Origin of the sequence: Amycolatopsis sp. MJM2582, from assembly GCF_000754115.1 — a bacterium.
GTDB classification, from domain to species: domain Bacteria; phylum Actinomycetota; class Actinomycetes; order Mycobacteriales; family Pseudonocardiaceae; genus Amycolatopsis; species Amycolatopsis japonica.
In genome coordinates this window covers 89215-115665 of the sequence record NZ_JPLW01000011.1, presented here as the reverse complement: position 1 = coordinate 115665, position 26451 = coordinate 89215, and the positions used below count along the sequence as shown (strand labels likewise).

Annotated in this window: 21 protein-coding genes; 10 read left to right on the top strand and 11 right to left on the bottom strand. The window is 68.9% G+C overall.

Annotation, left to right across the window (positions count from 1 at the left end; translation table 11 throughout):
• Window positions 1-36: 36 nt before the first annotated feature.
• The gene (locus tag ED92_RS40875) at window positions 37-726 is read left to right on the top strand and encodes a sigma-70 family RNA polymerase sigma factor (RefSeq protein WP_037348266.1); all 690 of its coding nucleotides are present in this window, start codon (window positions 37-39) and stop codon (window positions 724-726) included.
• Between the two features lie 95 nt (window positions 727-821).
• The gene (locus ED92_RS40870) at window positions 822-1592 is read left to right on the top strand and encodes an SH3 domain-containing protein (protein ID WP_037348265.1); all 771 of its coding nucleotides are present in this window, start codon (window positions 822-824) and stop codon (window positions 1590-1592) included.
• On the opposite strand, the gene ED92_RS40865 is transcribed toward ED92_RS40870, so the two are convergent.
• Window positions 1582-2103, bottom strand: a complete 522-nt coding sequence (locus tag ED92_RS40865) for a hypothetical protein (protein ID WP_037348264.1) — start codon at window positions 2101-2103, stop codon at window positions 1582-1584. The two genes, ED92_RS40870 and ED92_RS40865, sit on opposite strands and share 11 nt — an antisense overlap.
• Before the next feature lie 38 nt (window positions 2104-2141).
• Between ED92_RS40865 and ED92_RS40860 the strand changes: the two genes are divergently transcribed.
• The gene (locus ED92_RS40860; RefSeq protein WP_037348263.1) at window positions 2142-2579 is read left to right on the top strand and encodes a MarR family winged helix-turn-helix transcriptional regulator; all 438 of its coding nucleotides are present in this window, start codon (window positions 2142-2144) and stop codon (window positions 2577-2579) included.
• A gap of 60 nt (window positions 2580-2639) precedes the next feature.
• A complete protein-coding gene (locus ED92_RS40855) occupies window positions 2640-3812 on the top strand; it encodes a CdaR family transcriptional regulator (RefSeq protein WP_037348262.1) in 1173 nt (390 codons plus the stop codon).
• Here the strand turns inward: ED92_RS40855 and ED92_RS40850 are convergent.
• Window positions 3809-4192 (bottom strand): hypothetical protein, encoded by a 384-nt coding sequence (locus ED92_RS40850; RefSeq protein WP_037348260.1) that lies wholly within the window; start codon window positions 4190-4192, stop codon window positions 3809-3811. The genes ED92_RS40855 and ED92_RS40850 overlap by 4 nt on opposite strands.
• 237 nt (window positions 4193-4429) lie before the next feature.
• Here ED92_RS40850 and ED92_RS40845 point away from each other — a divergent pair, with 237 nt between their 5' ends.
• Window positions 4430-5461: a DUF3068 domain-containing protein gene (locus tag ED92_RS40845; protein WP_052121334.1), complete on the top strand. Its 1032-nt coding sequence runs from the start codon at window positions 4430-4432 to the stop codon at window positions 5459-5461.
• Here the strand turns inward: ED92_RS40845 and ED92_RS40840 are convergent.
• Window positions 5458-6153: a class I SAM-dependent methyltransferase gene (locus ED92_RS40840; RefSeq protein ID WP_037348256.1), complete on the bottom strand. Its 696-nt coding sequence runs from the start codon at window positions 6151-6153 to the stop codon at window positions 5458-5460. The genes ED92_RS40845 and ED92_RS40840 overlap by 4 nt on opposite strands.
• A gap of 163 nt (window positions 6154-6316) precedes the next feature.
• On the opposite strand from ED92_RS40840, the gene ED92_RS40835 reads away from it, so the two are divergent.
• Window positions 6317-7549: a glycosyltransferase family 4 protein gene (locus ED92_RS40835; RefSeq protein WP_037348253.1), complete on the top strand. Its 1233-nt coding sequence runs from the start codon at window positions 6317-6319 to the stop codon at window positions 7547-7549.
• Between the two features lie 925 nt (window positions 7550-8474).
• Here ED92_RS40835 and ED92_RS40830 read toward each other — a convergent pair.
• Complete coding sequence (locus ED92_RS40830) at window positions 8475-8654, bottom strand: hypothetical protein (RefSeq protein ID WP_037348252.1); 180 nt, start codon at window positions 8652-8654, stop codon at window positions 8475-8477.
• 3 nt (window positions 8655-8657) lie between these two features.
• Window positions 8658-10349, bottom strand: coding sequence for a hypothetical protein (locus ED92_RS40825; protein WP_037348250.1), 1692 nt, complete (start codon window positions 10347-10349; stop codon window positions 8658-8660).
• 69 nt (window positions 10350-10418) lie between these two features.
• On the opposite strand from ED92_RS40825, the gene ED92_RS40820 reads away from it, so the two are divergent.
• Together ED92_RS40820 and ED92_RS40815 are read left to right on the top strand one after the other, a co-directional pair.
• Window positions 10419-11633 carry a lipopolysaccharide biosynthesis protein gene (locus ED92_RS40820; protein WP_037348297.1) on the top strand — a complete coding sequence of 405 codons (1215 nt, stop codon included), beginning with the start codon at window positions 10419-10421 and terminating at the stop codon, window positions 11631-11633.
• A gap of 253 nt (window positions 11634-11886) precedes the next feature.
• Entirely contained in the window at window positions 11887-12693 is an 807-nt protein-coding gene (locus ED92_RS40815; RefSeq protein ID WP_235213521.1) for a hypothetical protein, read from the top strand.
• Here ED92_RS40815 and ED92_RS40810 read toward each other — a convergent pair.
• A complete protein-coding gene (locus tag ED92_RS40810) occupies window positions 12661-16587 on the bottom strand; it encodes an alpha-(1->3)-arabinofuranosyltransferase (RefSeq protein WP_037348249.1) in 3927 nt (1308 codons plus the stop codon). The two genes, ED92_RS40815 and ED92_RS40810, sit on opposite strands and share 33 nt — an antisense overlap.
• 40 nt (window positions 16588-16627) lie before the next feature.
• Between ED92_RS40810 and ED92_RS40805 the strand changes: the two genes are divergently transcribed.
• Window positions 16628-17332, top strand: a complete 705-nt coding sequence (locus tag ED92_RS40805) for a class I SAM-dependent methyltransferase (RefSeq protein ID WP_037348248.1) — start codon at window positions 16628-16630, stop codon at window positions 17330-17332.
• On the opposite strand, the gene ED92_RS40800 is transcribed toward ED92_RS40805, so the two are convergent.
• From ED92_RS40800 to ED92_RS40780, 5 genes are all read right to left on the bottom strand, one after another.
• Window positions 17326-19071 (bottom strand): hypothetical protein, encoded by a 1746-nt coding sequence (locus tag ED92_RS40800; RefSeq protein WP_037348246.1) that lies wholly within the window; start codon window positions 19069-19071, stop codon window positions 17326-17328. The genes ED92_RS40805 and ED92_RS40800 overlap by 7 nt on opposite strands.
• Window positions 19072-19079: 8 nt before the next feature.
• Window positions 19080-20663 (bottom strand): substrate-binding and VWA domain-containing protein, encoded by a 1584-nt coding sequence (locus ED92_RS40795; protein WP_037348243.1) that lies wholly within the window; start codon window positions 20661-20663, stop codon window positions 19080-19082.
• 103 nt (window positions 20664-20766) lie between these two features.
• Window positions 20767-22881 (bottom strand): bifunctional diguanylate cyclase/phosphodiesterase, encoded by a 2115-nt coding sequence (locus ED92_RS40790; protein ID WP_037348241.1) that lies wholly within the window; start codon window positions 22879-22881, stop codon window positions 20767-20769.
• A 105-nt stretch (window positions 22882-22986) separates the two neighbouring features.
• Window positions 22987-24036 carry an alpha/beta hydrolase gene (locus ED92_RS40785; RefSeq protein WP_152611172.1) on the bottom strand — a complete coding sequence of 350 codons (1050 nt, stop codon included), beginning with the start codon at window positions 24034-24036 and terminating at the stop codon, window positions 22987-22989.
• 76 nt (window positions 24037-24112) lie between these two features.
• Window positions 24113-25456 carry a cytochrome P450 gene (locus ED92_RS40780; protein ID WP_037348238.1) on the bottom strand — a complete coding sequence of 448 codons (1344 nt, stop codon included), beginning with the start codon at window positions 25454-25456 and terminating at the stop codon, window positions 24113-24115.
• Window positions 25457-25627: 171 nt separating this feature from the next.
• Between ED92_RS40780 and ED92_RS40775 the strand changes: the two genes are divergently transcribed.
• On the top strand, window positions 25628-26440 hold the full coding sequence (locus ED92_RS40775) for an SAM-dependent methyltransferase (RefSeq protein WP_037348237.1): 813 nt from the start codon (window positions 25628-25630) through the stop codon (window positions 26438-26440).
• Window positions 26441-26451 lie beyond the last annotated feature (11 nt).

The window sequence follows — 26451 nt, the reverse complement described above, 5'->3', positions numbered from 1 at the left end:
CTTGGCGGCCAGTTCCCCCGAACCAGGAGTGCAGACTTGGACGAGGTAGCGCCCTCGACGGTACCCGCGGACTCCCGTGCCGCCGCCACGGCGGGGCGGTTGCCCAACCCGGACAGCAGATTGGTCCGCGCGGCCGTGGCCGGTGACCCGGACGCGCTCCGGGAGTTGACCCGTTTCCTTTCCCCGCACGTGTTCCGCTACTGCGCGAGCAGGCTCGGGAGCGCCGGAACGGGGGCCTGCGACGCACAGGACTGCGCGCAGGAGGTGTTGCAGGCGATGCTGATCGCCTTGCCCCGCTACCGGTACCGCCCGGACCGGTTCCTCGCGTTCGTCCTCGGGATCGCCGGGCACAAGGTGGCCGACCAGCACCGGCGCCGTTCCCGCGAACCGGTCGCCTCCGTGCCGGAGATCGGCGACGGGCTGACGGCGTGGGCGCGCCGCGATCCGGACGAGATCGAACGGCTGGAGCACCGGCTGCAGGCCGGGGTCCTGCTGGCTCGGTTGCCGATGCCGCACCGGCAGGTGCTCGCGCTGCGGTTCGTGTTCGGGCTTTCGGCCGAGGAGACGGCGGAACGACTCGGCCTGCCGAGCGCGGGGGCGGTCCGCGCGGCCCAGTTCCGGGCGCTCGCCCGGCTGCGGGTCCTGCTCACCGAGCGGAACGCCCGATACGCGAACGATGTCCCGATCATCGGGCAAATCCCCGAACCGGAGCTCGTCCCGGTATAGAAAAGTCCACTTAGGACGATCGTTTTCTTGTACGGCGCTTGTACGACGTTCCTCCATCCTGGCCCTCTATTCGGGGAAACCACTGGAGGACACAGATGAAGATCCGATCGAGGATCGCCAGAGGCGCCGTGGGCACGATCGCGCTGGCCGGGGCGATCATGCTCGGCGGCGCGGGCGAGGCGCTCGCGGCGACGGGCACGGTGAACACCGACTCCGGGGTGGCGGTGACCGTGCGGTCCAGCCCGAGCACGAGCGCGAGTTCGGTCGGCACCGTCGCGAGCGGCACCGCCGTCACGATCGACTGCCAGACGAACGGCACGACGGTGACCGGGAAGTACGGCACCACCGATATCTGGGACTACGTGCCGTCGAAGGGCGGCTACATCAGCGACGCCTACGTCTACACCGGTTCGGACGGCCGGGTCGCCCCGGACTGCGCCGGCAGCACCCTGTCCTGCTCCACCGCGGGCACCGGCAACCCGAGGACCTGCGCCGAAGCCGTCGCGTGGGCGAAGGCGCACGTGCACACGAACAACGACCCGAACTACTACCGCTGGTGCGACCGGATCAACTCGTGGGCCTACGGCTGGACCGCGAGCGGTTCGGAAACGGCCTACGTGCACTGGACCCAGATCCCGGGCTCGTACAAGCACCCCGGCGACACCCAGGTCCCCGCGGGCGGGCTCGCGTTCTTCAGCAACGGCGGCACGGGACACACCATGATCTCGATCGGCGGCGGCAAGTTCCTGTCGAACGACATCCACGGTCCCGGCAGCTTCACCGAGACCACCATCTCGGAGATCAAGAACGCCTGGAACTACACCTATCTCGGCTGGTCGCAGCCGTGGTTCAAGATCAACCACTGACCGCACGAGTGGCCTCGAAACGCTGCCGGACGAAGGGGGCCCCGCCCGGCAGCGTTTCCTCCGCCCGCCAGGAGAAGCTCGCGGCGGTCAGCCCGGAGAAGATCCACCGGCGCCGGACGCCGTCGGTGTCCGCCTCGATCTCGAAGCCGTCCTCCGTCGGCTTGCCGAGGAACGGGATCACCCAGCCGTTGCCGGGACCGAGCCAGGTCGACCGGAACGCGTCGATCTTCTCGTCGTAGAAGCGCAGACTCATCCCCCACTCGCCGTCCACGCCGCCGGTCCTGCTCGCCCGCGCGGGACTGATCCACACATCGGCCAGCGCACGGCCGTCGAGCGCCCAGCCGAAATGCCATTCGCCGTCGACGGTCCGGACGCTCCCGTCCTCGGCGTGGTTGTGCACCACCAGGTCCCAGCTGCCGATCAGCGGCTCGAACACGCTCAACCGTGCGGCGAGTTCGGGACGCGGTCCGGCGGCGGTGAACACGGCGGCGATCTGCTCGGCGACATCCATGCGGTCAGGATGGGCACTTTGACAGTATACTGTCAACTATGAGCGAGCTCGTCCACGACTACCGGTTGCTGATCGCCGACGTCTACGAGCTGGCGGGAGTGAGCCGCCGGATCAGCGAACGGGAGGCCGCCGGGCAGGGCACGACCGTCGCCCGCTGGCACGTGCTGAGCGCGGTGTCCGAAGAACCACTGGCCGTCCCCGCCATCGCGCGACGGCTCGGCCAGGTCCGCCAAGCCGTCCAGCGCGTCGTGGACGACCTCACCGAAGCCGGCGAACTGTGCGCACGACCCAATCCCGCCCATCGCCGCTCCGCCTTGTACGCCATCACCCCCGAGGGCGAGCGACTGCTGCAGCGGCTCTGGGACGCGAGCGAAACCCGGCGCGGGGACGTGCTCGACGACAGCGGTGTCACCCTCGATGACCTGCGGCGGGCCCGCGAAACCCTGCGCAGGTTGTCAACCGCGCTCAGCTCGTGAAACCGCCCTTTCGTCGCATCGTGATAAAAAGCGGCCGCTCCATCGGGTTAGAGTTGACGGATGGGCACCGAAGCTCTCGCTACTCCCGCACCCCGGGAGCAGCGTGTGCTCATGCAGGCGATGCTCACCCGGCTGCCCGAGTTCAGTGATCGCCTCGCCCAGCTGCTCAGCGACGAGGACGAGTTCTACCACCAGGTGGACAGCACCGCGCCGGACGAATTGCGCAAGGTCTGCCGGGCGAATCTCGAACGGGCGCTGACGGCGCTCGTCGAGGGACGGGGGCTGCCGCTCGACGCGGCCCGCAAGACCGGGCTGGCCCAGGCCAGGCAGGGTATCCCGCTGCCGTCCGTGCTCCGCGCGTTCCGGATCGGCGGGATCTTCGTCTACGAACGCCTGCTGGAACTGGCGGGCCCCGGCTTCATCAACCCGGCGCGCACGGTGGAGATCAACTCCAACGTCTGGAAGACCATCGATCTCTATTCCGACGCGCTGACCACCGCGTACAGCGAGGTCGCCGCCGAGCTCTCGCAGGAGAAGCTCGCCCTGCTCGACGGTCTACTGCAGGGCCGGTTCGCCACCCAGCCGGAACTCGAGAACGCCGCGAAGGAGCTCGACCTCCCGGCCGCGGGCACGTTCGTCGCCGTCGTGACGGAAGCCGTCGAGCCGGAGGAGCGGCCCGGCGTCGAGGCGCTGCTGCGAGCACGGCGCTGGAAGTCGGCCTGGCGGCCGGGCGCCGAGGTCGGCCTCGTGGTGATCGACCGCGTCGAAGACGTCCGTCGGCTGCGCGACCTGCTGGGCACCCTGCCGCTGGCGGCGGGGATGAGCAGGCCGTTCAACGGATTCCTCGAGGTACCGGACGCCGTCCACCGGGCCCGGATCGCCCGCCGCTCGCTGGCCACCGGCGCCGCCGGTGTCGCCGTGTTCGGCGACTCCCCGGTCACCACGCTGGTCGCGAGCGCGCCGGAGATGTCGCGGGACGTGCTGCGTTCGGTGCTGGCCGGGCTGCTGGTGCTGCCCCAAGCCGAGCGGCAGGTCCTGCTCGACACGCTGAACGCGTGGTTCGCCGGGCACGGTTCGGCAAAGGAGGCCGCGGACCGGCTGATCGTCCACCCGAACACGGTCCGCTACCGGCTGCGCCGGGTGCAGGAACTGACCCGGCGCGACCTGTCCGACCCGGTCGACGTCGGCGAGCTCTACGTCGCACTGGAAGCGGTCCGGCTGACGGACTCCTAGACCGTTCTTTCCGGCGCCATGTCTGCGTCGATGATCCTCGCGAGGTCCAGCAGCGTGTGCCCGAGACCGGGCCGCGCGGTGAGCCGCACCGCGAGCGTCCGGCCGCGCGCGGTCGTGGCGACCGGCAGGGTCACTTCGGGATTCGCGGATCTCGTCCACTGTGGACGGCGTCCGGCCGCGGACAGGACGATGTCGGGATGCGGCGACCGCCGTCCGGGACGCCACCGTGATCTCCTGGCGTCGAGATCACGGATCACGTTGCCGTGCAACGAAAGCAGCGCGGCGACGTCGGCGACGGCGTCGCGGAGCTCGACGTCGGTGATGGAATCCGAGTACGCGCCGATGTCCAGCGCGCGGCGATCGTTCGGGTCCTGCGGCACAGAGTTCCTTTCCACGCACCGGAAGTCGTCCGATGGTGGTCCCCATCACGTTGTTCCGGGGAACAAACATGTTTGGCTGACTGGGCCGAATGGCGGCGCCGGTACCACCTTCCGGTCGCACGGCGTGCCTGTGACCGTCGGTCACACCTTTGACGCCGACCGGCGCGCGGGCCAGTATCTGGCGACTGATTACCGATGGGTAATGTGGATGTTTCCGTGGTCTCACCAGGAGGACCGTTGCGTCGAGCGTTGAGCCTGATCTTCTTGGCCCTAGGGGTGTTCTCCGTCGCCGGCGCGGTGTTGCTGCCGACCTACGTGAAACCCGAACTCGCCAAGGTGCCGCTGAACCAGGAATCGACGTCGGTCCTCGAAGGCACCGCGTCGAAGGTGCTCGCGGTGAAGAAGGTGGGCGACAAGACCGTCACGGAGATCCGTGACGACGCCAAACTGAAGGCGACCGCCCACGTGGTGGCGAACTTCGCGCCGCCGGAGATGCAAGAGGGCACGGACGTCGCGGTGTGGCTGATGGCCGTGTCGGTCGTCGACACCAGCGACCAAACCGTTGTCAGCGCGAGCAAACGCCAGGTGTGTTTCGACCGTCGCACCGCGGAAGGCTACGTGCCGCCGGGCGGCGACCAAGAGGCGAAGTGCTCGGCCAATAGCAGCTTCGTCACCAAACTCAAGGAGAAGGCCGAGAAGGAGAACGAAAAGCCCGACGAGGTCCAGGAGTACAAGCCGCAGCCCGGCCTGAACTTCAAGTTCCCCTTCGACACCGAGCAGAAGGACTACCAGGTCTACGACGACAACACCGGCCGTCCCGTCCAGGCCCGGTTCAAGGGCGTCGACGAGATCAAGGGTGTCGAGGTCTACAAGTTCGTCCAGGAGATCCCCGACACGAAGATCTCGACGAAGAAGGTGCCGGGCTCGCTCATCGGGGCCACCGGCGATTCCGTCGAAGCCGGCCAGTTCTACAAGGGCACCATCACCAGCTGGATCGAGCCGGTGACGGGTATCCAGGTCAAGCAGGAACAGCAGTCGCACCAGGAACTGCGGTCGGCCGCCAACCCCACCCCCACGGTGGTCTTCGACGGCAAGCTGGAGTTCACCGACGCGACCGTCGACGCGATGGTCAAGCAGGTCGACGAGAACAAGGGCAAACTGGACTTCATCGGGAGCACCGGGCCGATCGTGCTCGGCGTCACCGGCGCGGCGTTCCTCGCCCTTGGGGTCTTCCTGCTGGCGAAGCGCCGCGCCCCCTCGCGCCACTAACGCTTGCGCAGCACCATCACCAGATTCCACGACGCGATCTCCCGGACACCCGGGACATACGCGATCCACTGGGCCCAGGAGGGGTGGTAGCGCGGGTAGACCTCCTGGAGATCGGCGAGCGGCGCGGCCTTCCCCCACCGGATGGCCGCGCCGGCCGAAAAGGCGAAAAGGCTCTCGCCGAATTTGTTCTTCGGCTCCTTTCCGTTCTTTTCGGCATAACGCCGCCGGGCGTAGTGGCCACCGAGGAAATGCCAAGGTGCCGTCTCGTGCCCACCCCACGGCGAATACCACGGCGTGAACGAGGCGAAAATCGTTCCGCCGGGTTTGGTCACCCGGCACATCTCGGCCAGCATGACCTCGGGTTCGGAAACGTGTTCGAGGACGTTCGACGAATAGCAGACGTCGACGGAAGCGGTGCGCACGGGCAGTTTCGTCCCGCTGCCGCGCACCATGTTCTCCCCGGCCTCTCCGCGCGCCGTCAGCTCTCCGACGTCGGGATCTATGCCGAGATACGTGGCTCCGGCGGCACGGAACGCGTCGGAGAAATAGCCGGGACCGCCGCCGACGTCGACGATGGTTCGGCCGTTCAACGGAGTGTGCTGCGCCAATTGCCGGACCGAGTCCTCGGCGAGCACCGAGTAGAAACCGTCCGGATCCGTCTGTTCGGTGAGAAAAGCCCGGAACAACGTCACCGATCTGCGCAAAGTGGCGCGATGAGGCATCGTTGCTGGGGTCACCGACCGATTACCGACCATCGAACCATCGCTTTCCGAGAATGATTCATCTACCGTGTACGCACCGGTAACCTAGCATTGTCGCTAACAGGTTGGGAGAACCACGATGGAAAGGCCACGTGTGCTGCTCGTCAACTGGCGCGACACCGGGCATCCGGAGGGCGGCGGCTCCGAGCGGTACGTCGAGCGGATGGCCGAAGGGCTCGCCAAGGCCGGATACCGGGTGGAGATCCAGTGCGCGGCGTACCCGGGAGCGAACGCCGGGGAATGGCGCGACGGTGTCCGCTATCGCCGCCGTGGCAACAAGTTCGGTGTCTACCTCCACGCACTCCGGGCGATCCGGAAGGCGCACGCCGACCTCGTCGTCGACGTGCAGAACGGGATGCCGTTCTTCGCCAGGCTCGTCGCGGGCTGCCCGGTCCTCGTGCTGGTGCACCACGTCCACAAGGAACAGTGGATCAGCGCACTCGGCGAGACACTGGGCCGCATCGGCTGGTGGATCGAGTCGAGGCTGGCGCCGTGGCTGTTCCGCCACTGCCGCTACGTCACGGTTTCCGAGATCACCAAGGGCGAACTGGCGGGCCTCGGCATCGAAGGCTCACGCATCACGGTGGTACCCAACGGTTTGGACACTCCCCCGCGCGGCAAGGCCGTCCGGGAGACCGAGCCGACGCTGGTCGCGGTCAGCAGGCTGGTGCCGCACAAGCGGATCGAGCACGCAATCGACGTCGTCGCGGAACTGTCCCGGCGCTGGCCGACGCTGAAGCTGGAGGTCGTGGGCCAGGGCCCGTGGGAAGAGGTCTTGCGCAAACACGCCCGCGACAGGGGCGTCGAGGACCGTGTGCGGCTGCACGGGTGGGTGGACGAGGACGAGAAACACGAGATCCTGGAACGCTCCTGGCTGCACCTGTGCCCGTCGGTCAAGGAAGGCTGGGGCATCGTCATCATGGAGGCCGCCGCGCACGGCGTTCCGTCGGTGGCCTACCGGGCGGCGGGCGGCGTGGCAGAGTCCATTGTGGAGGGCAAGACGGGTCTGCTGGCCGACGACTTCGCCGACTTCACCGCGCAGGTCGACGGGCTGCTCGCCGACCGGGTACGGCGGAGCGAGATGGGCCGGGCCGGCGTCACGTGGGCCGGTCTGTTCGACTGGGAGCACAGCGTGAACCGCTTCGAATCACTCGTGCGCGACGTGGCCGGGGTGGCCATCCCCCATCCTCGGGTCCTGACGCCGCAAGGCTTCCACGATCCCGTCGGCCAGATCGGCCGTGGCGGCGTCGTCGAAGTCCTTGCGGCGTGCGCGCACGGTGACGGTGCTCGTCTCGCCGACGGTCACCGCGCCGAACGCCACGCCTGAGCGGCCGCTGGCGGCGGGATAGAACGCGATCGAGGTGACCGCGTCCGCCGCCGAAACGACGCCGAGGTTGGAAACGAGGTAGGTCGAACCGAGCCTGCCTGCCAGCAGCCGGGTGCCCAGCCGGGCGATCCGGCTGCTGCGGGCGGGGAAATCGGGCTCCGGCGGCTGTGTGGCCAGCAGCGCGCCGACTTCGGCGACCGTGGGTTTCCCGCCGAGCCGCAACCGGAAGAACGCGCTGTCGTGCAAGGGTTCCGGGGCGGCGCCGCCTCGCCACGACGCGCCGACCGCGGCCACGACGCGGGCGGCTTCCTCGCCATGCCGGGCATTCCACGTCTCGGTCAAATCCGCGGCGGCCGCGGCGAACGCGGAGGACCCGAACCGTGAGCGCGGGAGGATCCTGGCGCTGAACACGTCCCCAGGGCCGCTTTCAGACCTCTCTGGAGTGATTCTCGCAGGGGGCGCGAAAAGCGCTTCAGCGAGCCGCTGGAAGGCGGACACGAGAAAGGATCGGTCCGCCGTGCGGGCGCCGATCCCCTTGGCGGCGGACGAAATCGGGACGTCGAGGGCCAGACCGAGGACGGCGAGCAGGCCGAGACCGTCGAGCGCGCCGTGGTGTGCGGCGATCAGCACGACCGGTTCGTCGGTGCCGACGGCGACCCGGAGCAGCGGGGCGCCGCGTTCGTACGCCGCCTCGGCGAACCGATCGCGGACCGCCGGAAGTTCTTCGCCCCGAACGGCTTCGACGTCCGGAGCGGCCCCCAGCCACGGTCGTTCCCCGACCGCGACCGCCAGCCGCATCCGCGCCTTTTCCGGCGCCAGAAACGAAGACAGCCGCGCTTCCAGGAGGATGCTCCAGGAAACGGTGGGGTCGCCGTAGAGCCCGACGACCCGGCCGGCGTGGTCGGAAGCGAGCTCGGACACCGGCTCAGCGGTTGCCGTAAATGACGTGCTCGGGGCTCGAGTTCGGGTTGAACTGCTCCTTGATCTTCGCCTGCACCTGGGGTGCGGCGTCCGGATCGGCGGAGTTCGTCAGCGCGTAACTCCCCCCTGCGGCCGTTGCGAGCCCGATGATGACGGCGGCGGCCGCGCCGATGAGGGTGCCCAAGACCTACTCCTTCCGCGACAGGGAATTCCTGCGTCGGCTCAATGTACGCACCGGTAACTTGAGGCACAACAGTGCGGCCGCGATCGTCACCAGCGCTACTCCGTTTGCCAGCAGCACAGGAAGCGGTGATCGCGTCCCGGTCACGGCGGGTTCACCGGGAGTGCGGTAAAGCGTGAGCCAGTCACCGGACCACACCGGTTCCGCGCCGGTCAGCAACCGAGGATCGACCCGCCCCGGCGTCCCGTGTTCGACGAGGATCCAGCCGATTCCGGCCGCCGACAGGTCTTCCGGCGACTTCGCCGCGCGGACACGGTCCATTCTGGAATCCTCGCCGGCGATCTCCTCGCCGCCGACCCGCAGCGTGTCGTCGACGAGCACGGTCTCGGGGAGTGCGCGTGGCGCCGGGTCCAGCTGGGTCCGGTGGTCGTTCCAGGCGAAACTCCGGAACGTGGACAGCGGCAGCGCGACGACGTCGCCGGGCCGGTCGTCTTCGGCGAGCACCCGGTGGACGGCGTTCCAGTCGTCCGGGTAGCGCACCGCTTCGAGTCTTCCCCAGCCGCCCCACGCGAGATCGGGCATGGTGAGCAAGGGAAAGAGCGCGGCGGCCACGACGAGCGCCCCACGCGCCGCCCCGGTCCGCAGACGTGCGGTGGCGGCCTCGACCGCGAGCGCGAAGCCGAGCGCGACCGGAAGCGCCCACCACGCCACCCATTTCTGCGCGTCCCGCAGCAGCCCCGCGCCGGGCACGTGCCCCATCGCCCAGGACAGCACCGGCTCGCCGAACGGCAAGGTCGCCAGCGCGGCGAGCACGACACTGAGAACCCCCAGCAGGCACAACGCCCTCGCCGACGGGGTGCCCCACTTCCGCGCCAGCGGGCGGAACCCGGCCAAGGCCACGGCGACCGTGACGAGGATCAGCACCGGCGCCACCGGCGCGCCCCGGCTGCCGGGAACGACGTCGCCGTTCCAGATCCCGCCGAGTCCGAGCACGCTCAGGATGGCCGGGCCCCAGCTTTCCGCGCGGGCACTGAACGCGGCCACCCCGGCGGGATCGGACAGCGTTCCGCCGTCGTGCAGGAGCGTCGGGACGAGCCACGGCAGGTTGAGCACGACGGCGAGACCGAGGGTGTGGCCCAGTTTTCGCGGCCCGGCCAGCACGATCGCGGTGAGCGCGGCCAGCACTCCGCCGGGTGGGGTGAGCATGGCGGGGGCGCAGGCGAGGATCAGCCGGGCGAGCGCCCTCGGTTCGTTCCGGCGCAGGGAAAGCGCGGCGCGCACGATCCACGGGAGGCACGCGTAGGTGAGCAGGAGCGGCCAATGCCCGATGAACAACCGCTCCGCGAAATAGGCCGTCCACGCGTAACCGGTGGCGGCGACGACGCGCGTACCGAGTTGCTCCGTCGGGACCAGCCGCGCTGCGCCGTATGCCGCTCCGAAGAGCGCCAGGAACAAGACGATTTTCTGGACGATGTCGCCGGGAACGAGTGCGGTCGCGAGCGCGATCACGGCGTCGGCGGGGACCGATCGCGGCAGTGCGGAACCGAGCCCGAGCGCGTCCGGGATCAGCGACTGACGCTGGGCGAACACCATGTCGTAGCTCAGGACGAAGCCGCGTCCGAGCACCGGCAGGAACACCAGCAGCGCCAGCCCCGCCGACACCGCGGCGAGGACGAGACGTTCGCGCCGTGCGTCCAAGTGCCCTTCCCTTTCCGCCTCGATCGCGGTTATGGTCGCGGAGATTACTCGCCGGTAATGGGAGCTCTGTTGAGCGTAGACGCCGAGGTCGACCAGACCAGGACCGACAAGCGTGTCGCGGCGATCCTCGTCTCGCTCGCGCTGGCCGCGAACAACGCCGGCGCCTACGCGCTGAGCATCGTCGCCGCCCGGCTGCTCGCGCCGAGCGCGTTCGGTGAGCTGAGTTCGCTGCTGGCGGTGCTGGTGATCGGCGTCGTGCCCGCGATGGGGCTGCAAACCGTGGTCGCGCTGCGGGTGGCCCGGCTGCGTTCGTCAAAGGAGTCGCAGGACAGCGGGACGCTGTTCGCGCTCGGCCTCGCGACGAGCGCAGTCGTCGCGACCATCGGGCTGATCCTGGCGCCGGTGCTGGTCTTCGTGCTGCACCTGGATTCGGTGGTGCCCGCGCTGCTGCTCACCGTCACACTCGGACCGCTCACGCTGCTCGGCCTCTTCCACGGTCTGCTGCAGGGCAGCGGCCGGTTCGCGCTGCTGGCCGGGCTCATGTCGCTCGAAGGCGCGGGAAAGGTCGGCGGCTCGCTGATCGGCCTGCTGATCGGCGGTGACGCCACCGGCGCGCTGGCAGGCACCGCGATCGGCTCGTACCTGGTGATCTTCTGCGGCTGGGTCCTCTGTGGACGGCCGCGGCCCCGCAAGGCGGGCTGGCACGCGGGCGAGGTCCTGCACGCGGCGCAGGCGATGCTGGCGCTGGTCCTGCTGGTGAACCTCGACCTCGTGCTGGCGCGCCACACCCTCCCCGCTGCCGAAGCAGGCGAATACGCGCTCGGCGCGATCGTCACGAAGATCGCGTACTGGCTTCCCCAAGCCGTCGGTGTCCTGGTGCTGCCCCGCTTCGCGAACGGCGACGACCGGCGCCGCATCCTGCCCGCCGCCCTGGCCGTCTGCGCTGCCCTGGACGCCTTCGTGCTGTTGGTTTCTTTCGCATTCGGGTCGCGTCTGCTCTCGTTCATCGGCGGCTCCGGCTACGCCGCCAGCACCATGCCGGTCTGGCCGTTCGCCCTCGCCGGCTCGATGCTCGCGCTGGTGCAGATCCTGCTGTTCTCGCGCCTCGCCGCCGGTGACCGGCGGGTGACCGTGCTGATGTGGACGACCGTGGTGGTGGAGACGGTGCTGGTGACGACTTGGCTGCACGCTTCGGCCGCTCAGGTGGTGACTGTCGCCGCTTGCTGCGCTGGGGGGTTGGCGCTTTCTGGGGCGGTGTTGGAACTGCGGTCGCGGAGGCGGTGAGGGACCGTGTGGATTTCGGGTCATCTAACGCACCAAAATCCACACGGTCAGGCCTGAAAGGTCCGGTCACGACGTCCGGCCGGCGCATTCTGTCGGTGATCGACTCCATGCTGAGTCCGTGCGAAGAGGAGATTGGGCTCGCCACCCACTGATCGTCGAAAGTCCTTCGGTGATCACGGCGAAACAACTCGAGGCCATCGGAGTATCGCGAAGCACGATTTCGCGACGCTGTCGTCAGGGAGGGCAGTGGCGAATGCTGCTGCCCGGCGTCGTGCTGCTCCAGAACGGCGAGGCCACCGACGAGCACAGGATTCACGCCGCGCTCCTGCATTCCGGCCCCGGCTCGATCCTGACCGGCGTTCGGGCGTTGGAGCGTTACGGACTGCGCTACCTCCCGGACACCGACGAGGTCCACGTGCTCGTCCCCGCGAACCGCTCGGTCGCGAACCGCGGGTTCGTCCACATCGAACGGTCACGACGTCTCCCCCATCCCAGACCGCGATCCGGAATCCCGACGGCTCCGGTGTCCCGCGCGGTGATCGACGCGGCGCGAAGGACACCGCACAAGGACCAGATCACGGCGATGATGGCCGAGTCCGTCCAGCGCGGTTTCTGCCTGCCGCGATCCCTCGCCGACGAGCTCGACGAAGGCCACCGGACAGGCAAGGAACTTCTGCGAAGCGCGCTTCTCCCGATCCTGGGCGGCGCCCGATCGGTCGCCGAGGCCGATGCCTGGCGTCTCTGGCAGCGGTCGGATCTGCCCGAGTGCCGGTGGAACGTCAAGATCTTCGGCGCGGACGGCACCTACATCGCGCAGCCCGACGGCTGGTGCGACGAACTGGGCTTCGCCTGGGAAATCGATTCCCTCGAGCATCACACGGGAGACACCGGCTTTCGCGACACTCTCGCCCGCAACGCCCGATATGCCGCGGCCGGGATCATCGTCGTCCAGACGCTGCCGTCACGACTGCGTTCGGAGCCCGGCAGAGTCGTGGCCGAGCTCCGAGCGGCGCTGGACAGCGCTCGCCTACGACCGCGGCCCGACGTCCGGCTCGGCTGAGCGGCCCGCGAACCAAGGCACACACATCGCCACCATCGCCGCCGCGGCCAGCAGCAGCGAAGCCTGCGTCACCGGCCCATAGGCCCATTCCTGCCCATGCCCCAGCAGCCGCCCCACCACCGCGACGAGCGTTCCCACGACCATCCCGCCGAAAGCGAGGTATCGCGGCGCGCGTTCGCTGAACTGGCGGGCCAGCAGGACGGCGATCAGCAGCACGATCGGCAGCATCCCGCCCAGTACGGCCAGCAGTCCGATCAGGACCACCGGCACCACCGGCCCGGAACCGGCTGCCACCGAAATACGACGACGGCGGACCGGCCACAGCGCACCGATCAGCACCAGCAGGATCGCGACCGCCCCGATCAGCAGACCCGACCGGTACTTCCAGTCCGGCGTGAACTCCAGTCGCACCACACCCCCGGAACCCGCGGGCAGGATCCACGCCTGCTGCCAGCCGTCGACGCGCGTCTTCACCAGCGGAGTCCCGTTCAGCGAGGCGGTCCAGCCCGCGTTCGCGTTCTCCGGAACGGCCAAAACGGACTCGTCGCCGCCCGCGACGGTGACCGATCGGGAGGTCGCGTCCCACGAGTCCACGGTGACGGCGCGATGCGCGGCGGGCGTAAGGGCCCGGCCGGCGGGTTTGAGCCAGAGGTCTTGGACCACGAAGGAGTCGGAACGGTCGGTCCGCAGTTCGTGCCCGCCCGCCGCGAGGTCCACACCGCCCGCCGAATCGGGGCACGCGGACAGCGTCAGCGGCCGGTGCGCGACGAAGTCGGCGAGTGTGCCACGCACCGAGGTGTCGTAGTCGAAGCCGTCCAGGCGGACGTTCGGACCCGATCCGCAGGGCAGCGCGAATTCCGCGGCCGGAGCGGGAAGTTCCGCCCCGGTCAGGGAAAGACTCCCGATCCCGAGCGAGTTCCGGGTCCGCTGGTCGTCGTCGAGGCCCGCGAACGCGATCTTCAGCTGCGACGTCTCCAGGGGCGGGAAGGTCGCCGCGCCGGAAGCGTCGAGTTCGACGGAACGGCTCGACGTGGGCGTGGTCAGTTCCAAGCGCGCGGGAGCACGCGAGTCGGCGGCGACGTGGATTCCGGAGATCGTCTGAGGTTTCGCCCAGTCCAGCGTCATCGTCGGCCGCAGGTCCGTGATGTCGGGCTGCCAGGCGGTCGCGGGATTCCCGTCCACCGCGGCGAACGCGCTCGAGGACGGATCCCCGCCCAGTTGCGACGTCGCCGAAACCCGCAAGCCCGGAAGCTCCACCGGCACCCGGCCACCGCCCGCCGGCAACACGGTACCACCGAACTCGTAGGCACTCTGCGACGTCGTCGAGAACAGCCGCCGGATTCCGTCCGGTTCCTCACCGTCGCGGCCCGCGTTGGGGTCGCAGCGGCCGGGCACGCACGCGTACCTCGGCTGCTGCCCACGCGTGAACGCGAACCCCGGCGGCGTTCCCGCCCCGAGGTCGGCGGGAACTTCCAGCGCGCGTTGCGGTTCCACGTCGGGGATTTTCAGGTCCGAGATCCCGACGTTCCCGTCCTGCCTGCCGACCACGAGCGACAGCAACGTGATCCGCACCTTGCGCGTCACCCCCGCCGGAACCGGATAGGTGTGCGCCCCCGCACCCCGGACGACCTGGTGATCGACGGAACCGTTGTCGGTGGTGATCCGGATCCTGGTCGGCGGCCAGCCGACGCGGATGTCGTCGACCATCGCGAGATCAACCGAGTTCACCAGCCGCGGGGTGTCGAGTTCGACTTCGAGCCACTCCCCGATCGGGCCGGTGAAACTCGACGAATGCCAGGCGGTACGCGGATCCCCGTCCAGCGCGGCGAACGGCTGGTGGCTCGGATCCGAGCCGCCGAAGGCGTCCGCGAACGAAGCCGCCGTCGACGCGGTGACCGAGCGGATGCCCCGGTACGCGGCCACGGTCTGGTGCTGCTCACCAGGGAACGGCAGGACGTCCAGCGCGGCTCGTTGCTGGCGCGGGGATTCCCCGGCGGTCAGGGTCTGGCTCAGGTTGTCCCGCACGCCGCCGACATTGCGTTCGGCGCGGCGCAGCCCGTCGGTGACCAGCCTCGGCCCGGTCGGCGAACCGCCGTCCCCGGTCAGCACCGTCGGCGTGCCGGGTTCGAGCTGCCCGGAGTTCATCAGCGGCAACAGGTTCTCCGGCCCGCCGCTCACCGTCGGAACGTCCTTCGTGGACGTCGCAGTGACGAGCGGCACCGGACGTTTCACCTCGAAGATTTCCAGTGGCCCGAACTGGGCCGACTTCTCGATCCCCGGCGATCCCGCCAGCCCGGCGCGCAACGTCGTGAAGTCGGGCGCGCCCACCTTGGCGCGGTCGACGTCGCCGCGCAGCAGCAGGAACCGGTAGCCCGACCGCGCGAGCAACGCCGCGAGCCCGGGATCACCTCTGCCGTCGGCCAAGGCCGCGTCGACCGAGTCCATCAGGCGGGTGTTGCCCTCCGAGCCCAACGGCACCTGGTTGCGCACCGCCCACGGGCTGTCCGCGATGGCCTGCGCCGGTTCGTCCACCGTGCGGCCCCAGTCGTACTCGCCGAACCCGGTCGCGGGAAGCAGCAGCGTGCGCGCCGTCGCGTCGGTCTTGGCGACGTAGCCCATCGCGTCGTACCAATATCCCGGTACTTCGTCCCAACCCGGCCCCGGCCGCAAGGTCAGCAGCCACACCGGCGCGGCCATCGCCACGACCAGCAAGGCGCCCAGCGCCGGCCGCAGATTTCGCCGCATCGCGGGCGCGGCGCTCGTGATGCCGTGGACGAACGCCAGCATCAACGGCAGCCGCAGCACCGGTTCGAACTTGTGCACGTTCCGCAGCGGCGCGAGCGGGCCGTCGAGCAGATGCCGCACGGGTTCCGCCAGCGGGCTGTCGAGCGTCCCGACGTAGCCGACGGTCAGCAATGTCAGCCCGGTCAGCACGCCGAGCACCAGGAACCGCCGTTCGGGCAGCCCACGCCGCGCGAGGCCGAACAGCCCGACCGCGGCCACCAGTCCGGTCGCCGCCATCAGCACCGGATTGTCGATCAGCGCCCAGCCCGAAGGCCACCACGGCGTGCCCTGCACGACGTAGGCGACCCACTGGTTCGTGCCGCGCAGCACCTCGAACAACGACATCGGCGCCGTGGTGTTCGTCGCGGACTCGATGTAGTCGAGGAACGGCAGGCTGTACTGGCCGAGCAGCACCAGCGGCAGGAACCACCACAGCACCACGCCGACGACGAAGACGAACCACCAGATGACCAGCGCGACGTGCGTACTGCGCCATTTCCGGGTCAGCAGCCACAATCCCGGGAGCACGAGCGCCATCACGACCATCGCGCCGTTGATCCCGCCCATGCACAACACGGCGAGCGCGGACAGCCCGGCGGCACGGCGCGGCGAGCCGATGCGATCGGCGAGGATCAACGGCAGCAGCACCCACGGCAGCAGGACGGCGGGCAGCATTTCCGAGGACAGCGAACCGATTTCGGTGACCATCCTCGGCGCGAGGGCGTAACCCACTGCTCCGATCAGCCGAGTCCGTTCGTTCCCTATTTTCAGCGCGCGGGCCACGAGCAGGGCGCCGCCGAACGCGACCGAGAGCAGGATCGCGCACCACAGCCGCTGCGCGATCCACACCGGTATCCCGACGGCTTGGCACACCGCGAAGAACGGCCCCATCGGGAACAGGTAGCCATAGGCCTGGTTCTGCAGCTCCCCCGCCGTCGCCTGGGGATTCCACAGGTGCAGCGCCCGGCCGAGGAAGGCCAGCGGATCCACGGCGAGGTCGAGTTTCGTGTCGAAGGTCGTCCTGCCGGGACGCTGCACAAAGGACAGCACGGTGAGTGCCAGCACGATCCACGTGCTCGGCCTCTTCACGAGCGCGCCGGGGGTTACCATCCGGTAGATACTAGGCGGAAACGTGGCTACTATGCGCCCTATGACAGACGGTTTCGAAGAAGCGTGGTCGCTCGCCGAACCCGTCAAGGGCTGGATGACGCGGGATCAAGGCCTCGCCCTGTGGAACGCCGCGTGCCGGCTGGACAAGGGCGATCTCATCGTGGAGATCGGCAGCCACCAGGGCCGTTCGACGATCGTGCTCGCGAGCGCCGCCCGCACGGTCGGGGCGCGGGTGGTCGCGGTCGACCCGTTCGTCGACGGCCGGTTGTTCGGCGGATCGCCGACACGCCAACGGTTCGAGGCGAACCTGAGAAAGGCAGGCGTCGAGGACGTCGTCGAGCTCGTGGCGGAGTACAGCACGAAGCTCCGCCCACGCTGGGACCGCCCGATCCAGCTGCTCTACATCGACGGCAAACACGACTACTGGACCTACACCGACGACCTGCGCTGGTCGGCGAACCTGGCCGACGGTGGGGAAATCCTGGTCCACGACTGCTTTTCCTCGATCGGCGTCACGCTGGGCACGATCGTGAAAGTCCTCTTCGGACGGCGGTACACCTACCTCGACCGCGCGACGTCACTGGCCCGGTTCCGGCTCACCCCGCCGTCCGCGAAGGACCGGCTGCGCGTGCTCGCGCAGCTGCCCTGGTTCGCACGCAACGTCGGGATCAAGATCCTGCTGCGGCTGCGCCTGGCTCCCGTCGCGAAGATCTTCGGCCACGACAGCCCGTACGACCCCTACTGAGTGAGCGGTCTGCCGACGTCGACCTTGGCGAGGCAGACCGGAGCACCCTTGGCGGACAACTGGAAGCCGACCTTGTCGAACAGGCCCTCGATCGGCAGATACATCGTGTGCAGGCCGGGTTGGAACCACACCGGCACGCGGGCTCCGTCCCGATCCACGAACCCTTCGCCGCCGTCCGAGGTGAAGTAGTCGATCCGGAGCAGGTACCGGCCGAGAACGGGCGTGTCCAAGGGAACCCGGACCAGCTGCTCGCCGACGGTGTAGCCACAGCCCGCCACCGGACCGGGCAGGCCACGGGAAACCGGTTCCACGCCGATGATCGTCCTCGCGGTACCCGAATCGTCCAAAAGGGACATCCGGCTGGTCGGCTGATCGAACTGGAATCCGGGGATCAGGCCGACCACCCGGGAGGCGCGGGCGTTCTCGCCGAACCAGCCGTGCAGGACGTCGTTCGGTACGGCCGTGTCGAACAGGACGAGGTCGGGGTCGCGTTCGATCGAAGCGCGCGCGTTGGCGAGGAAATCCCGGGAATGTTCGAACCGTAGTCCGGGCGCCAGCCGGGAGAAACCCACGGCGGAACTCGCGATCAAAGCGAGACACAGCGCCAGGGCGACCGGGCGTTTCGCCGAGGACGGCACGGGATCCGAAGGCCGGTCGAGCGGTTTGGGTTCCAGGAAGGCGAAAGCGAGACACAGCGCGACGACGAGTGCCAGATCGGCGACGTAGCGGGGATCGCTGCCCAGTTCCGGGCCGACCTCGGTGAGCCTTGTGGCCGCCGAAAGCCCGATGTCCGCCACGAACACCAGGCCCAGCAGGATCCACGCCTTCCGGGCCCGGAGCCCGCCGATGCGGATCCCGATGGCCAGCGTCGCGACGGCCAAGAGCAGCAGCACGATCCGCACCACCACGGGGGAAGCGGCGAACGTCGCGCCGGGGCCCGGCCCCGACCAGGGCCCGCCGACCATCCCGGGGATCAGGGCGTCGCCGAGCATCCGGCCCGTCATGTCCGCGACCGTGCCGACGGTGACCGGGCCGCCACCTTGCCCGACCTGGCTCGTGGTCAAGGTCAGGAACACTGCGGCGTAGCCCGCGAGGACGGCGGCGAGGACACCCATCAGGACGAGGTGGCGGCGTAAGGAAATCCCGAGCAGCACGGTGATCCCGGCGATCAGCACCGGGATGAACACCGCCTTTTCGTAGAAGGCGAGCCCGAACACGGTCCACGCCACGGTGGCGATCGCCCAGCGGCCGCCGTCGGCGAGATACCGCACGTGCGCGTGCAGCGCGGCGGTGGCGGCCAGCAGCACGGGCGCGATCTGGATGGCGTACGCCCACCACAGCGTCGGGACGAGCAGCAGGGTCGACGTCGTGAACATCGTGAACGGGACGAGAATCCCCCACCGGCGCCCGAAACAGCGCACCAGTACCGCCCACAGCAGCACCGACGCCACCGCTTGCATCAGGAGGACCGGTGCCATCAGCACGGCGAAGTTCAGCGGGGCCCACGCGGTCAGCACATCGGCGAGGAGGAAGCCGCCGGGCGCGAGATGGCCGTGATAGTCCTGGAAAAAGTAGCCGAAGTCGAACGGGCCCGCCTTCGCAGCGTGATAAGTGATGACGAAGTCGTCTTGGGCGAGGCTGCCGCGCAGAGCGGCCCACACGTGCAGGACGAACGGGATCACGCCGGCCGCGAACGCGGCGAGCGCGACCGGCGAAGGTCTTTTCCCCCGGAGAGCCACGGATCGCCTCAATTCTTGCAGGTCGGCGGCTGGCACATGATCTTGCTCAGCGCCTGGTAGAAGACGTCCGAGATCTTCCTCGGATCGGGAGTGGTGAACGATTCCCCGCCGGTGGCGGTGGAAACCTGCCGCAGTTCGGACGCGTCGATATCCGGCCCGATACCGATCCCGATGACTGGCAACGGTTTCCGCGGATCCTGCAGTTTCCCCAGTTCCTCCAGCAACCGGGGCAGCCCGATCGTCTCGCTGTCCTCGTTGCGCCCGTCGGTGAGCACGACGACCAGGTTGATGCGGCCGAGTTTCCAGTTCTGCCTGGCGTTCTGATACGCGGCGAGGATCGAATCGTAGAGCCCGGTCGCGCCACCGGCTTTCGGCCGCACGGCTTGGAGTCGTGCGACACCACCCGAGGCCTTCTGCTCGGCGATCGTCTTCATCGGCAACAGGACACGGTGGTCCTTGTCACCGTCCAATTTGGTCGAGAACAGCCACAAACCCAGTTCTGTCGTGGGTTTGAACAGGCCGAGCCCCTGCGTCGCGGCCTGCAGGGTGAGGTCCATCCGGCTCTTCCCCGTGCCCGGCACGGCGGCGGCCATCGAACCGGAGACGTCGAGCAGCACCTGGACCCGGGCGCTCAGATTCGTCCCCGCCCAGGCCTGCAGGACGGCGTACAGCTCCGCGACCGGCGGGGCTCCCGGTGGGAGCGGTGCCGGATCGGTCCGGCTGTCCCGCGCCCGCGGCACGGCGAACTGACCATTGGGCGCCCGGAATCCCGCGTCGGCGAAGATACCGCCGGCGAGCGGGTCGAGCAGCAGCCGCAGGAAGCGTTCCGCCGCGGTCCTCGACGCTTCGGACGCCTTGGGCAGCACGACATACGGGTAGTCGAACCCCTGCACCGGGACGCCCGGGTACGCCGCCACCAGGTTCCGCGCGAGGACGGATTGTTCGGTCGCGGGGAAGGCGGCCGGGAACCGGTCCGGCGCCGGGTTCAGTTTCCGCATGGTGGCGGTGAACGCGGCGGCCGGGTCGGGCTCCTTCTCGGTCAGCTTCCGCAAGGCGAGCAACGTGCCGACGCCGAGCGGATCGCGCGCCGGATCCGGGATGCCGATCGGTGCGCCGTCGAGGATCTCCTGCCACGAGGGGGTTTTCCCCGGCCAGCCGAACCGCCGCGCGGTTTCGTCGGGAAGTCCCAGTACCACCGGGGAATTCGCCACCGACTGACCGGATTCCGGCAGGTTCCACGCACCGGCGTCCCTGGCCTGCGACAACATCGTGCTCGACTCGGGAATCCAGACGTCGGGCCCGCCGGAGGCGGTGGTGCCGAGCAGATCGGCGGTCTTGGCCGACTCGCTCGCGGTCACGTTGACACTGAAGCATTCTTCCTGCGGCACGGTCTTCGCGAGCCGCGTGAGCACCGGCGCCACGTCGGGCGCCGCGGTGATCTCGACCGGCGTCAGCGCGTCACATCCGTTGCCCGCCAACCGGGCCCGCAGGTAGTCGACGCCCCACCAGGCGCCGAGCGCGATCACCAGCAACAGGCTCAAGACGACGACGGGCGCGTTGAAACGCCCGGCACGCCTCGGGCCGTCCTGCATGTGCGTGCCTCCGAGGTGCGGGGTGAGGACCTGGGATGTTGCCCAATCCGCCCGCGAACGTCAACCCTCGGGTAACTTAGCGCCTCCCGTTGCGGCAAACGGCCTAACCGAAATACCGTCCGGCGCCGATGTGGGCTCCGACGGACTGCCACCAGCCCGCGTCGCCGGTCGAATCGATGCCGTCCGCGATCACCGTCACGCCCGCCATGCTCGCGGTGTCGATGAGGTTCCGCAGCGTGCGTTCCGCGAGTGGTTCCGTCCGCCGCTCCACCAGCCGGGGAGCGATCCGGACCGTCCGCACGGGCACGTCGACCAGGCAGACGACGTCGCCGCCCGCGCCGAAGCCCTGCAGTTCCGCGTCCACGCCGATCTCGGCGAGGAGGTGCAGATTGTCGACCGTCTCGCCCACATCCGAGAGCACGGCCTCGGTGGGAAAGCCCAGCCGGAGCCGTGACGGCCCGAGGCCGGTCGCGGCCAGGATGGTCCGCACCGACCCGACGAGATCCGGATCGGCGGCCTGATGCGGGGTCAGCCCCACGACCATCGGGAGCCTGTCGTCCGATTCCTCGCAGGCGGTGCGGATGAGCCATTCGCCGAGCGGCACGATCAGGCCGGTCTCGTCGGCGAAGCGGACGCAGGTGTCGTGCCCGATCCGGCCGTGACGCGGATGGTTCCACGCGAGCCTCGCCTCGATACCCGCCGGCGTGCTGTCCGCGAGCCACGTCAGCGGCCGGAAGCCGACCTCGATCTCACCGGTCTCCCAGGCGCCCGCCATGGAGACGGCGAGGCCGAACTCGTGCCGCTCCCGGCTGTCGAGCACGGAATCGGACAGCGCCCATTGCCGGTAACCGTTGGCCTGCGCCCGGCGCAGCGTCATGTCCGACACGCGCAGCAGTTCGTTCGGCGCGATGTCCCTCGGCGGCCGGTGCACGACGCCGACACAGGCCGAAACCGCGACGCCGCTTCCGCTCTCGAGGTAGACCGGTTCGGACAGCTCCTGGTTGATCATGCCGATGACGGTGGCGACGTCCGGGCTGGTCGCGGTGTTCTGGATGAGGATGCCGAATTCGTCGCCGCCGATCCTGGCGACGAGCGCGTCCTCGCCGCCGACGACGGCCCGCAGCTTCGCGGCGACGTTCTTCAGCAGGTCGTCGCTCTGTTTCTGGCCGAGCCCGCCCGCGATCAGCGAGAACCCGTCCAGATCGAGGTGGTACACCGTGACGCCGAAGGACGGGTCGGCGTGCCGCAACGCCTTCTCCAGGCGGGTGCCGAAGCACTGCCGGTTCGGCAGGCCGGTGAGTGGATCGTGCAACGCCTGACGGCTGAGCTGCCGCTGCAGCAGCGAGACGTCCGTGTCGCCGTCGACCAGGGTGATCAGCTGCTGGGCCTCACCGGCCGGGTCACGGATGACGGCGCCGGTGAACGCGGCCCACGGTGGTTCCTCGTCCTCGGTCACGAGTCTTCGCGACATCTCCAGCCGCTGGCTCTCGCCTTCGAGCAGCTTCCGGTAGCCCTCACGCAGGCCGTCGGCGTCGTCCGGGTGCACGAGGTCGTAGAGGTTGAGCCCGTTCAGATCCGCGACGGGCCGGTTCAGCATTTCGGCGAACGCCGGGTTCACCCGCTGGACGCGGCCGTCGACCCTGGTGACGGCCACGCCGGTCGCGGAGCCGGTGAACAGCTGCTCGAAACGCGCCTGGGTCAGTACCAGCTCACGCCGCGTCTCGCGTTCGAGCGTGACCAACGTGCGGCTCAGATCTTCTTGCTGCGTCTGGATGCTCTCGCGCAACGCCTCGCCGTAGCCGGACGCGAGCGCGCCGAGCACCTGCAACACCCGTTCGGGGAGCGACTTCACGCCCCGCAACTCCGGTTCGTGCAACAGCCCCTTGCCGAGTACGTCCATCGTGCGACGCAGGCTGTCCGGCCCGACGCACCTGAGCGCGACGAGCCGCGCGCCGGCCTCGGTGGCCTGCGCGGGCTCGGCGTCGCCGCTCAGCACCGCGTCGAAGACCTCGTCCAGCAGAGCGGCGAAATGCTCTTCGATCTGGGCGTGGGTATACGGAAGATACGCCGTACCGGTGACCAGGTAGGCCCACTTGCGGGCCAGCGTGGCGCGGGTCGGCGCGGCGTTCTTCCGCTTCGGTGCCGCGGAGGATGAAGTTGGCTTCGGGGCGTCCGGCGATACGGGGAACTCATCGCCGTCCGGAAGTGGGGCAGTCACGTCCGCCGGTCCTGGGGTCGCTTTCGTATTCCGTGGTGGAGGAACATCCTCCACGATTCTGAAGCCGTACTCACGGTTTGACGGTCACCCAATCGGGTGGTGACCCTACGGTACTGCAACACCGACCTTTTCCCTCAGCCAATCGCGGGTGGCGTCCCGATACTGGGACGCGTTGCGATGTAACGCCAGCGAATGTCCGGCACCGGACAGAACATACGTGGAAAGCTCGGCCTCGGGCCGGTAGAACGGCGCTTCCGCCGGACGCAACGACTCTGCGCTCGAACAGTCGCGCAGCGAGAAAAGGCCGCAGAACAGGATGTCCTCCGACCCGACGGCCTGGAGAACGGGAACCCGGATCGCTTTCGTCGCGGGCAACACGATGCCGAACACGGCGACCGTCCCCATTCCCGGGACCGAAACCTGATCCTTGGTCGCCTCGTCCGCCTCGACGACCTGGGGGTCGGTATTTTCCGTCGCGTAGAACAGTCCGGCACGCGCTCCCGGTTTCGTCGTGAAATAGAGCGGATCGCTGCCCAGCGAACCGAGTCGTCCATCGGTGAACGCGGGCTGAAGGCCGAAAAGCACCCCGAGTGTCAGCGCGGGAACCGACGGCAGATGCGTCATCCCGGTGAGGATCACGCCGTCGACGTCCTGATACGTCGAGGCCTCGGCCGCGACGATCCCCGAACCGACCGAATGCCCGACGATGACGACCTTCTCGAACGGCGTACCACCGACCCGTCCCGCGCGGAGGTGACCGACCACCTCGTGCATCGACCGCGCCAGCACCGGCAGCAGGAGCGGAAGGCTCAACGGTTTGCTGCTCCCGCCCGAACCGAGCTGGTCCGCGGCGAACGTCGCGTAGCCGTGTTTGGCCATGTCCCGCTGGTAGGAATAGCGATCCGGGTCGTAGGGCAGGTCCCAGTAGGCGCTGTTGTAGGTGCCGCCGTGCACCAGCAACTGGACAGCTTCGGGCGCCGGCCCCTCGGGCAGGCAGAACCGGCCGTGCACCGTGGCGGGTTCGCCAAGCGGGCCGGTGACCGGCAGATCCAGATCGGAACAGCGGACGTCGACGGCCTCGGCCGGGGCCGCGACCAGGAAACCGCCGAGGAGCACGCAGCAGGTGGCCACCGCCGTGGCCAGTTTGAGCGGCATTCTCACAGAACCCTCTCCGGAATCGGGACGCTCGGAAGGAGCATGAACCCTACACCTGGTGATCGAACGTTCACCGTCAGCCTCGGGTTCGCGGACGCGCGATCATCGGCAACCGGTTCGGCTGCATCGTCGCTTTGATCTTGGGGAACACCTTCACCCCCGGCACCGGTTCCAGCCGCCATCGCGCGCCGATCGTCGCCGCCACCAACGCGATCTCCGTGGGAGCGAACTGATGTCCGGGGCACAGCCGGGCACCGGCACCGAACGGGATGAACGCGCCCTTCGGCACCTCGGCGGCACGCTCGGGTTCCCAGCGATCCGGGTCGAACCGTTCGGGATCGGGGAACCAGCGCGGATCGCGATGCACCGTGTGCTGACTGACCGCGACCTCGGTACCGGCGGGGAGGCGCACGCCGCCGAGTTCGACGTCCTCCCGCGCCCGCCGCATCAGGATCACCGGCGGCGTCCGGCGGACGACCTCGTTGATGATCCGCTGCGTGTAGACCAGCCGCGGCAGGTGTTCGAACCGCGCGGGCCCGCCCGCCAGCACCTCGTCGACCTCGGCGTGGAAGCGGCGCTCGATATCCGGCCTCGCCCCGATCTCGTGGAAGAACCACGCGAGCGCGACGGCCGTGGTCTCGGCGCCGGTGGTGAGGATCGTGATGACCTCGTCCTCCACCTGCCGGTCGGTCATCTTCTCGCCGGTCTCGTCGTCCTCGGCCAGCAACAGCATCGACAGCAGATCGCCCTGATCGCCGCCCTTCTCGCGCGCTTCGATGACGGCGTCGCCGATGACCCGCCGCAGCCGTGCGGCCGCCGCGTCGAACTCGCGGTTCGCCGGGATCGGCAGGCGTTCCACGAACTTCGGCGAGAACGCCCGGACCATCACGTACTTCAACATGATCGGGATCGACCGCTGGATCTCGATGAGCGCGTCGTCGCCGAGTTCGGTGGAGAACAGCGTGCGCCCGGAGATGGTCAGCGCGAGATCCTGCATACGCCGGTCGAATTCGACGACCTCGCCCGGTTTCCACGAGTCGGCAAGGTCTACGGCGAGCTTCGTCATCGTCGTCTCGGCGTAGAGCGCGATCCGGCTCCGTTGGAAAGCGGGCAGCATCATCCGTCGTTGCCGCTGGTTGAAGGCACCGTTGGAAGTCGCGAGGCCGTCGCCGAACAACGGCCGCATCTTGTCGAACACGATGCCTTTGTCGAACTTCCCCGCGTCGACGGCGAGCAGCCGCCACGCCAGCTCCGGCGTCGTGACCAGATAGACCGGCATCGGGCCGAAGTCGAGCCGCACGACGTCGCCGTGCGAACTCAGTGAGGACAACAGTTTCAGCGGGTCACGGAGCATCGGCACGGTATGCCCCAGTACCGGCCACCGGCCCGGTGCGACGGCGACGTCCGGAGGTGCTGCCATCGTGCTCGTCTCCCGGTGCCTGGACGGTGAACCCGGCCACCTTAGGGCCGCGAGGCCGCGGTGAGGCTTCCGCCGCCGCACATCCACACGATCGGACGATGGCAGCCCGGTCCCGCCAGACCGCTAGACTCCTGTGCCCCAACGGATCCCAACCGAACGGCGGCGACGACGGTGACTTCGAACCTGAGCTGGGTGCCTCCCGAGGTCGACACGACCGTGCCGAATCCCGCCCGGGTCTACGACTACTGGCTCAACGGCGACCACAACTTCCAGGCCGACCGTGAGCTGGGCGAACAGATCCTCAAGATCATGCCGGGTATCCGCGACGCGGCCCGGCTCAACCGCGCCTTCCTGCGGCGTGCCGCGCTGCACATGGTGGAGGCGGGGGTGCGGCAGTTCCTCGACATCGGCTCCGGTATCCCGACCGTCGGCAACCTCCACGAGATCGTCCAGGGGATCGACCCGTCCTGCCGGGTGGTCTACGTCGACCGTGAGTCGGTCGCCGTGGCACACGCCAAACTGCTGCTGCGCGGCAACGACCGGTGCGCGGCGATCCAGGCCGACCTCCGCGACGCCAACGACATCCTCGACGCGCCCGAGACCAGGGAACTGCTCGACCTCGACCAGCCGATCGGCCTGTTCATGTTGCTGCTGCTGCATTTCGTGCCGGATTCGTGGGAGCCGCACGCCATCCTGGCCCGCTATCGGGAGCGGATGGCCTCCGGCAGCTTCCTGGCGATCTCGCACGTCGCCGCCGACGCGAACTCGAGCGGCCTCGACGAGGCCATCGAGGCGTACAAGAGCACCCAGAACGACCCCATCCCCCGGACCCACGACCAGGTGCTTTCGTTCTTCGAGGGGTTCGACGTCATCGAGCCCGGTGTCGTCGGATGCGCGATGTGGAACCCCCAGGGCGCCGGCGACATGTCCGAAGACCCGGAGATCAACTCGCTGCCGTATGCCGGGGTCGGCCGGAAACCCTGAGCCCAGGATGT

What these genes read in the sequence shown, in the direction of transcription:
- ED92_RS40870 (WP_037348265.1), top strand. Translation starts at nt 822, where the DNA reads ATGAAGATCCGATCGAGGATCGCCAGAGGCGCCGTGGGCACGATCGCG.
- ED92_RS40865 (WP_037348264.1), bottom strand. Translation starts at nt 2,103, where the DNA reads ATGGATGTCGCCGAGCAGATCGCCGCCGTGTTCACCGCCGCCGGACCG.
- ED92_RS40860 (WP_037348263.1), top strand. Translation starts at nt 2,142, where the DNA reads ATGAGCGAGCTCGTCCACGACTACCGGTTGCTGATCGCCGACGTCTAC.
- ED92_RS40855 (WP_037348262.1), top strand. Translation starts at nt 2,640, where the DNA reads ATGGGCACCGAAGCTCTCGCTACTCCCGCACCCCGGGAGCAGCGTGTG.
- ED92_RS40815 (WP_235213521.1), top strand. Translation starts at nt 11,887, where the DNA reads ATGCTGCTGCCCGGCGTCGTGCTGCTCCAGAACGGCGAGGCCACCGAC.
- ED92_RS40810 (WP_037348249.1), bottom strand. Translation starts at nt 16,587, where the DNA reads ATGGTAACCCCCGGCGCGCTCGTGAAGAGGCCGAGCACGTGGATCGTG.
- ED92_RS40805 (WP_037348248.1), top strand. Translation starts at nt 16,628, where the DNA reads ATGACAGACGGTTTCGAAGAAGCGTGGTCGCTCGCCGAACCCGTCAAG.
- ED92_RS40795 (WP_037348243.1), bottom strand. Translation starts at nt 20,663, where the DNA reads ATGCAGGACGGCCCGAGGCGTGCCGGGCGTTTCAACGCGCCCGTCGTC.
- ED92_RS40785 (WP_152611172.1), bottom strand. Translation starts at nt 24,036, where the DNA reads ATGCCGCTCAAACTGGCCACGGCGGTGGCCACCTGCTGCGTGCTCCTC.
- ED92_RS40780 (WP_037348238.1), bottom strand. Translation starts at nt 25,456, where the DNA reads ATGGCAGCACCTCCGGACGTCGCCGTCGCACCGGGCCGGTGGCCGGTA.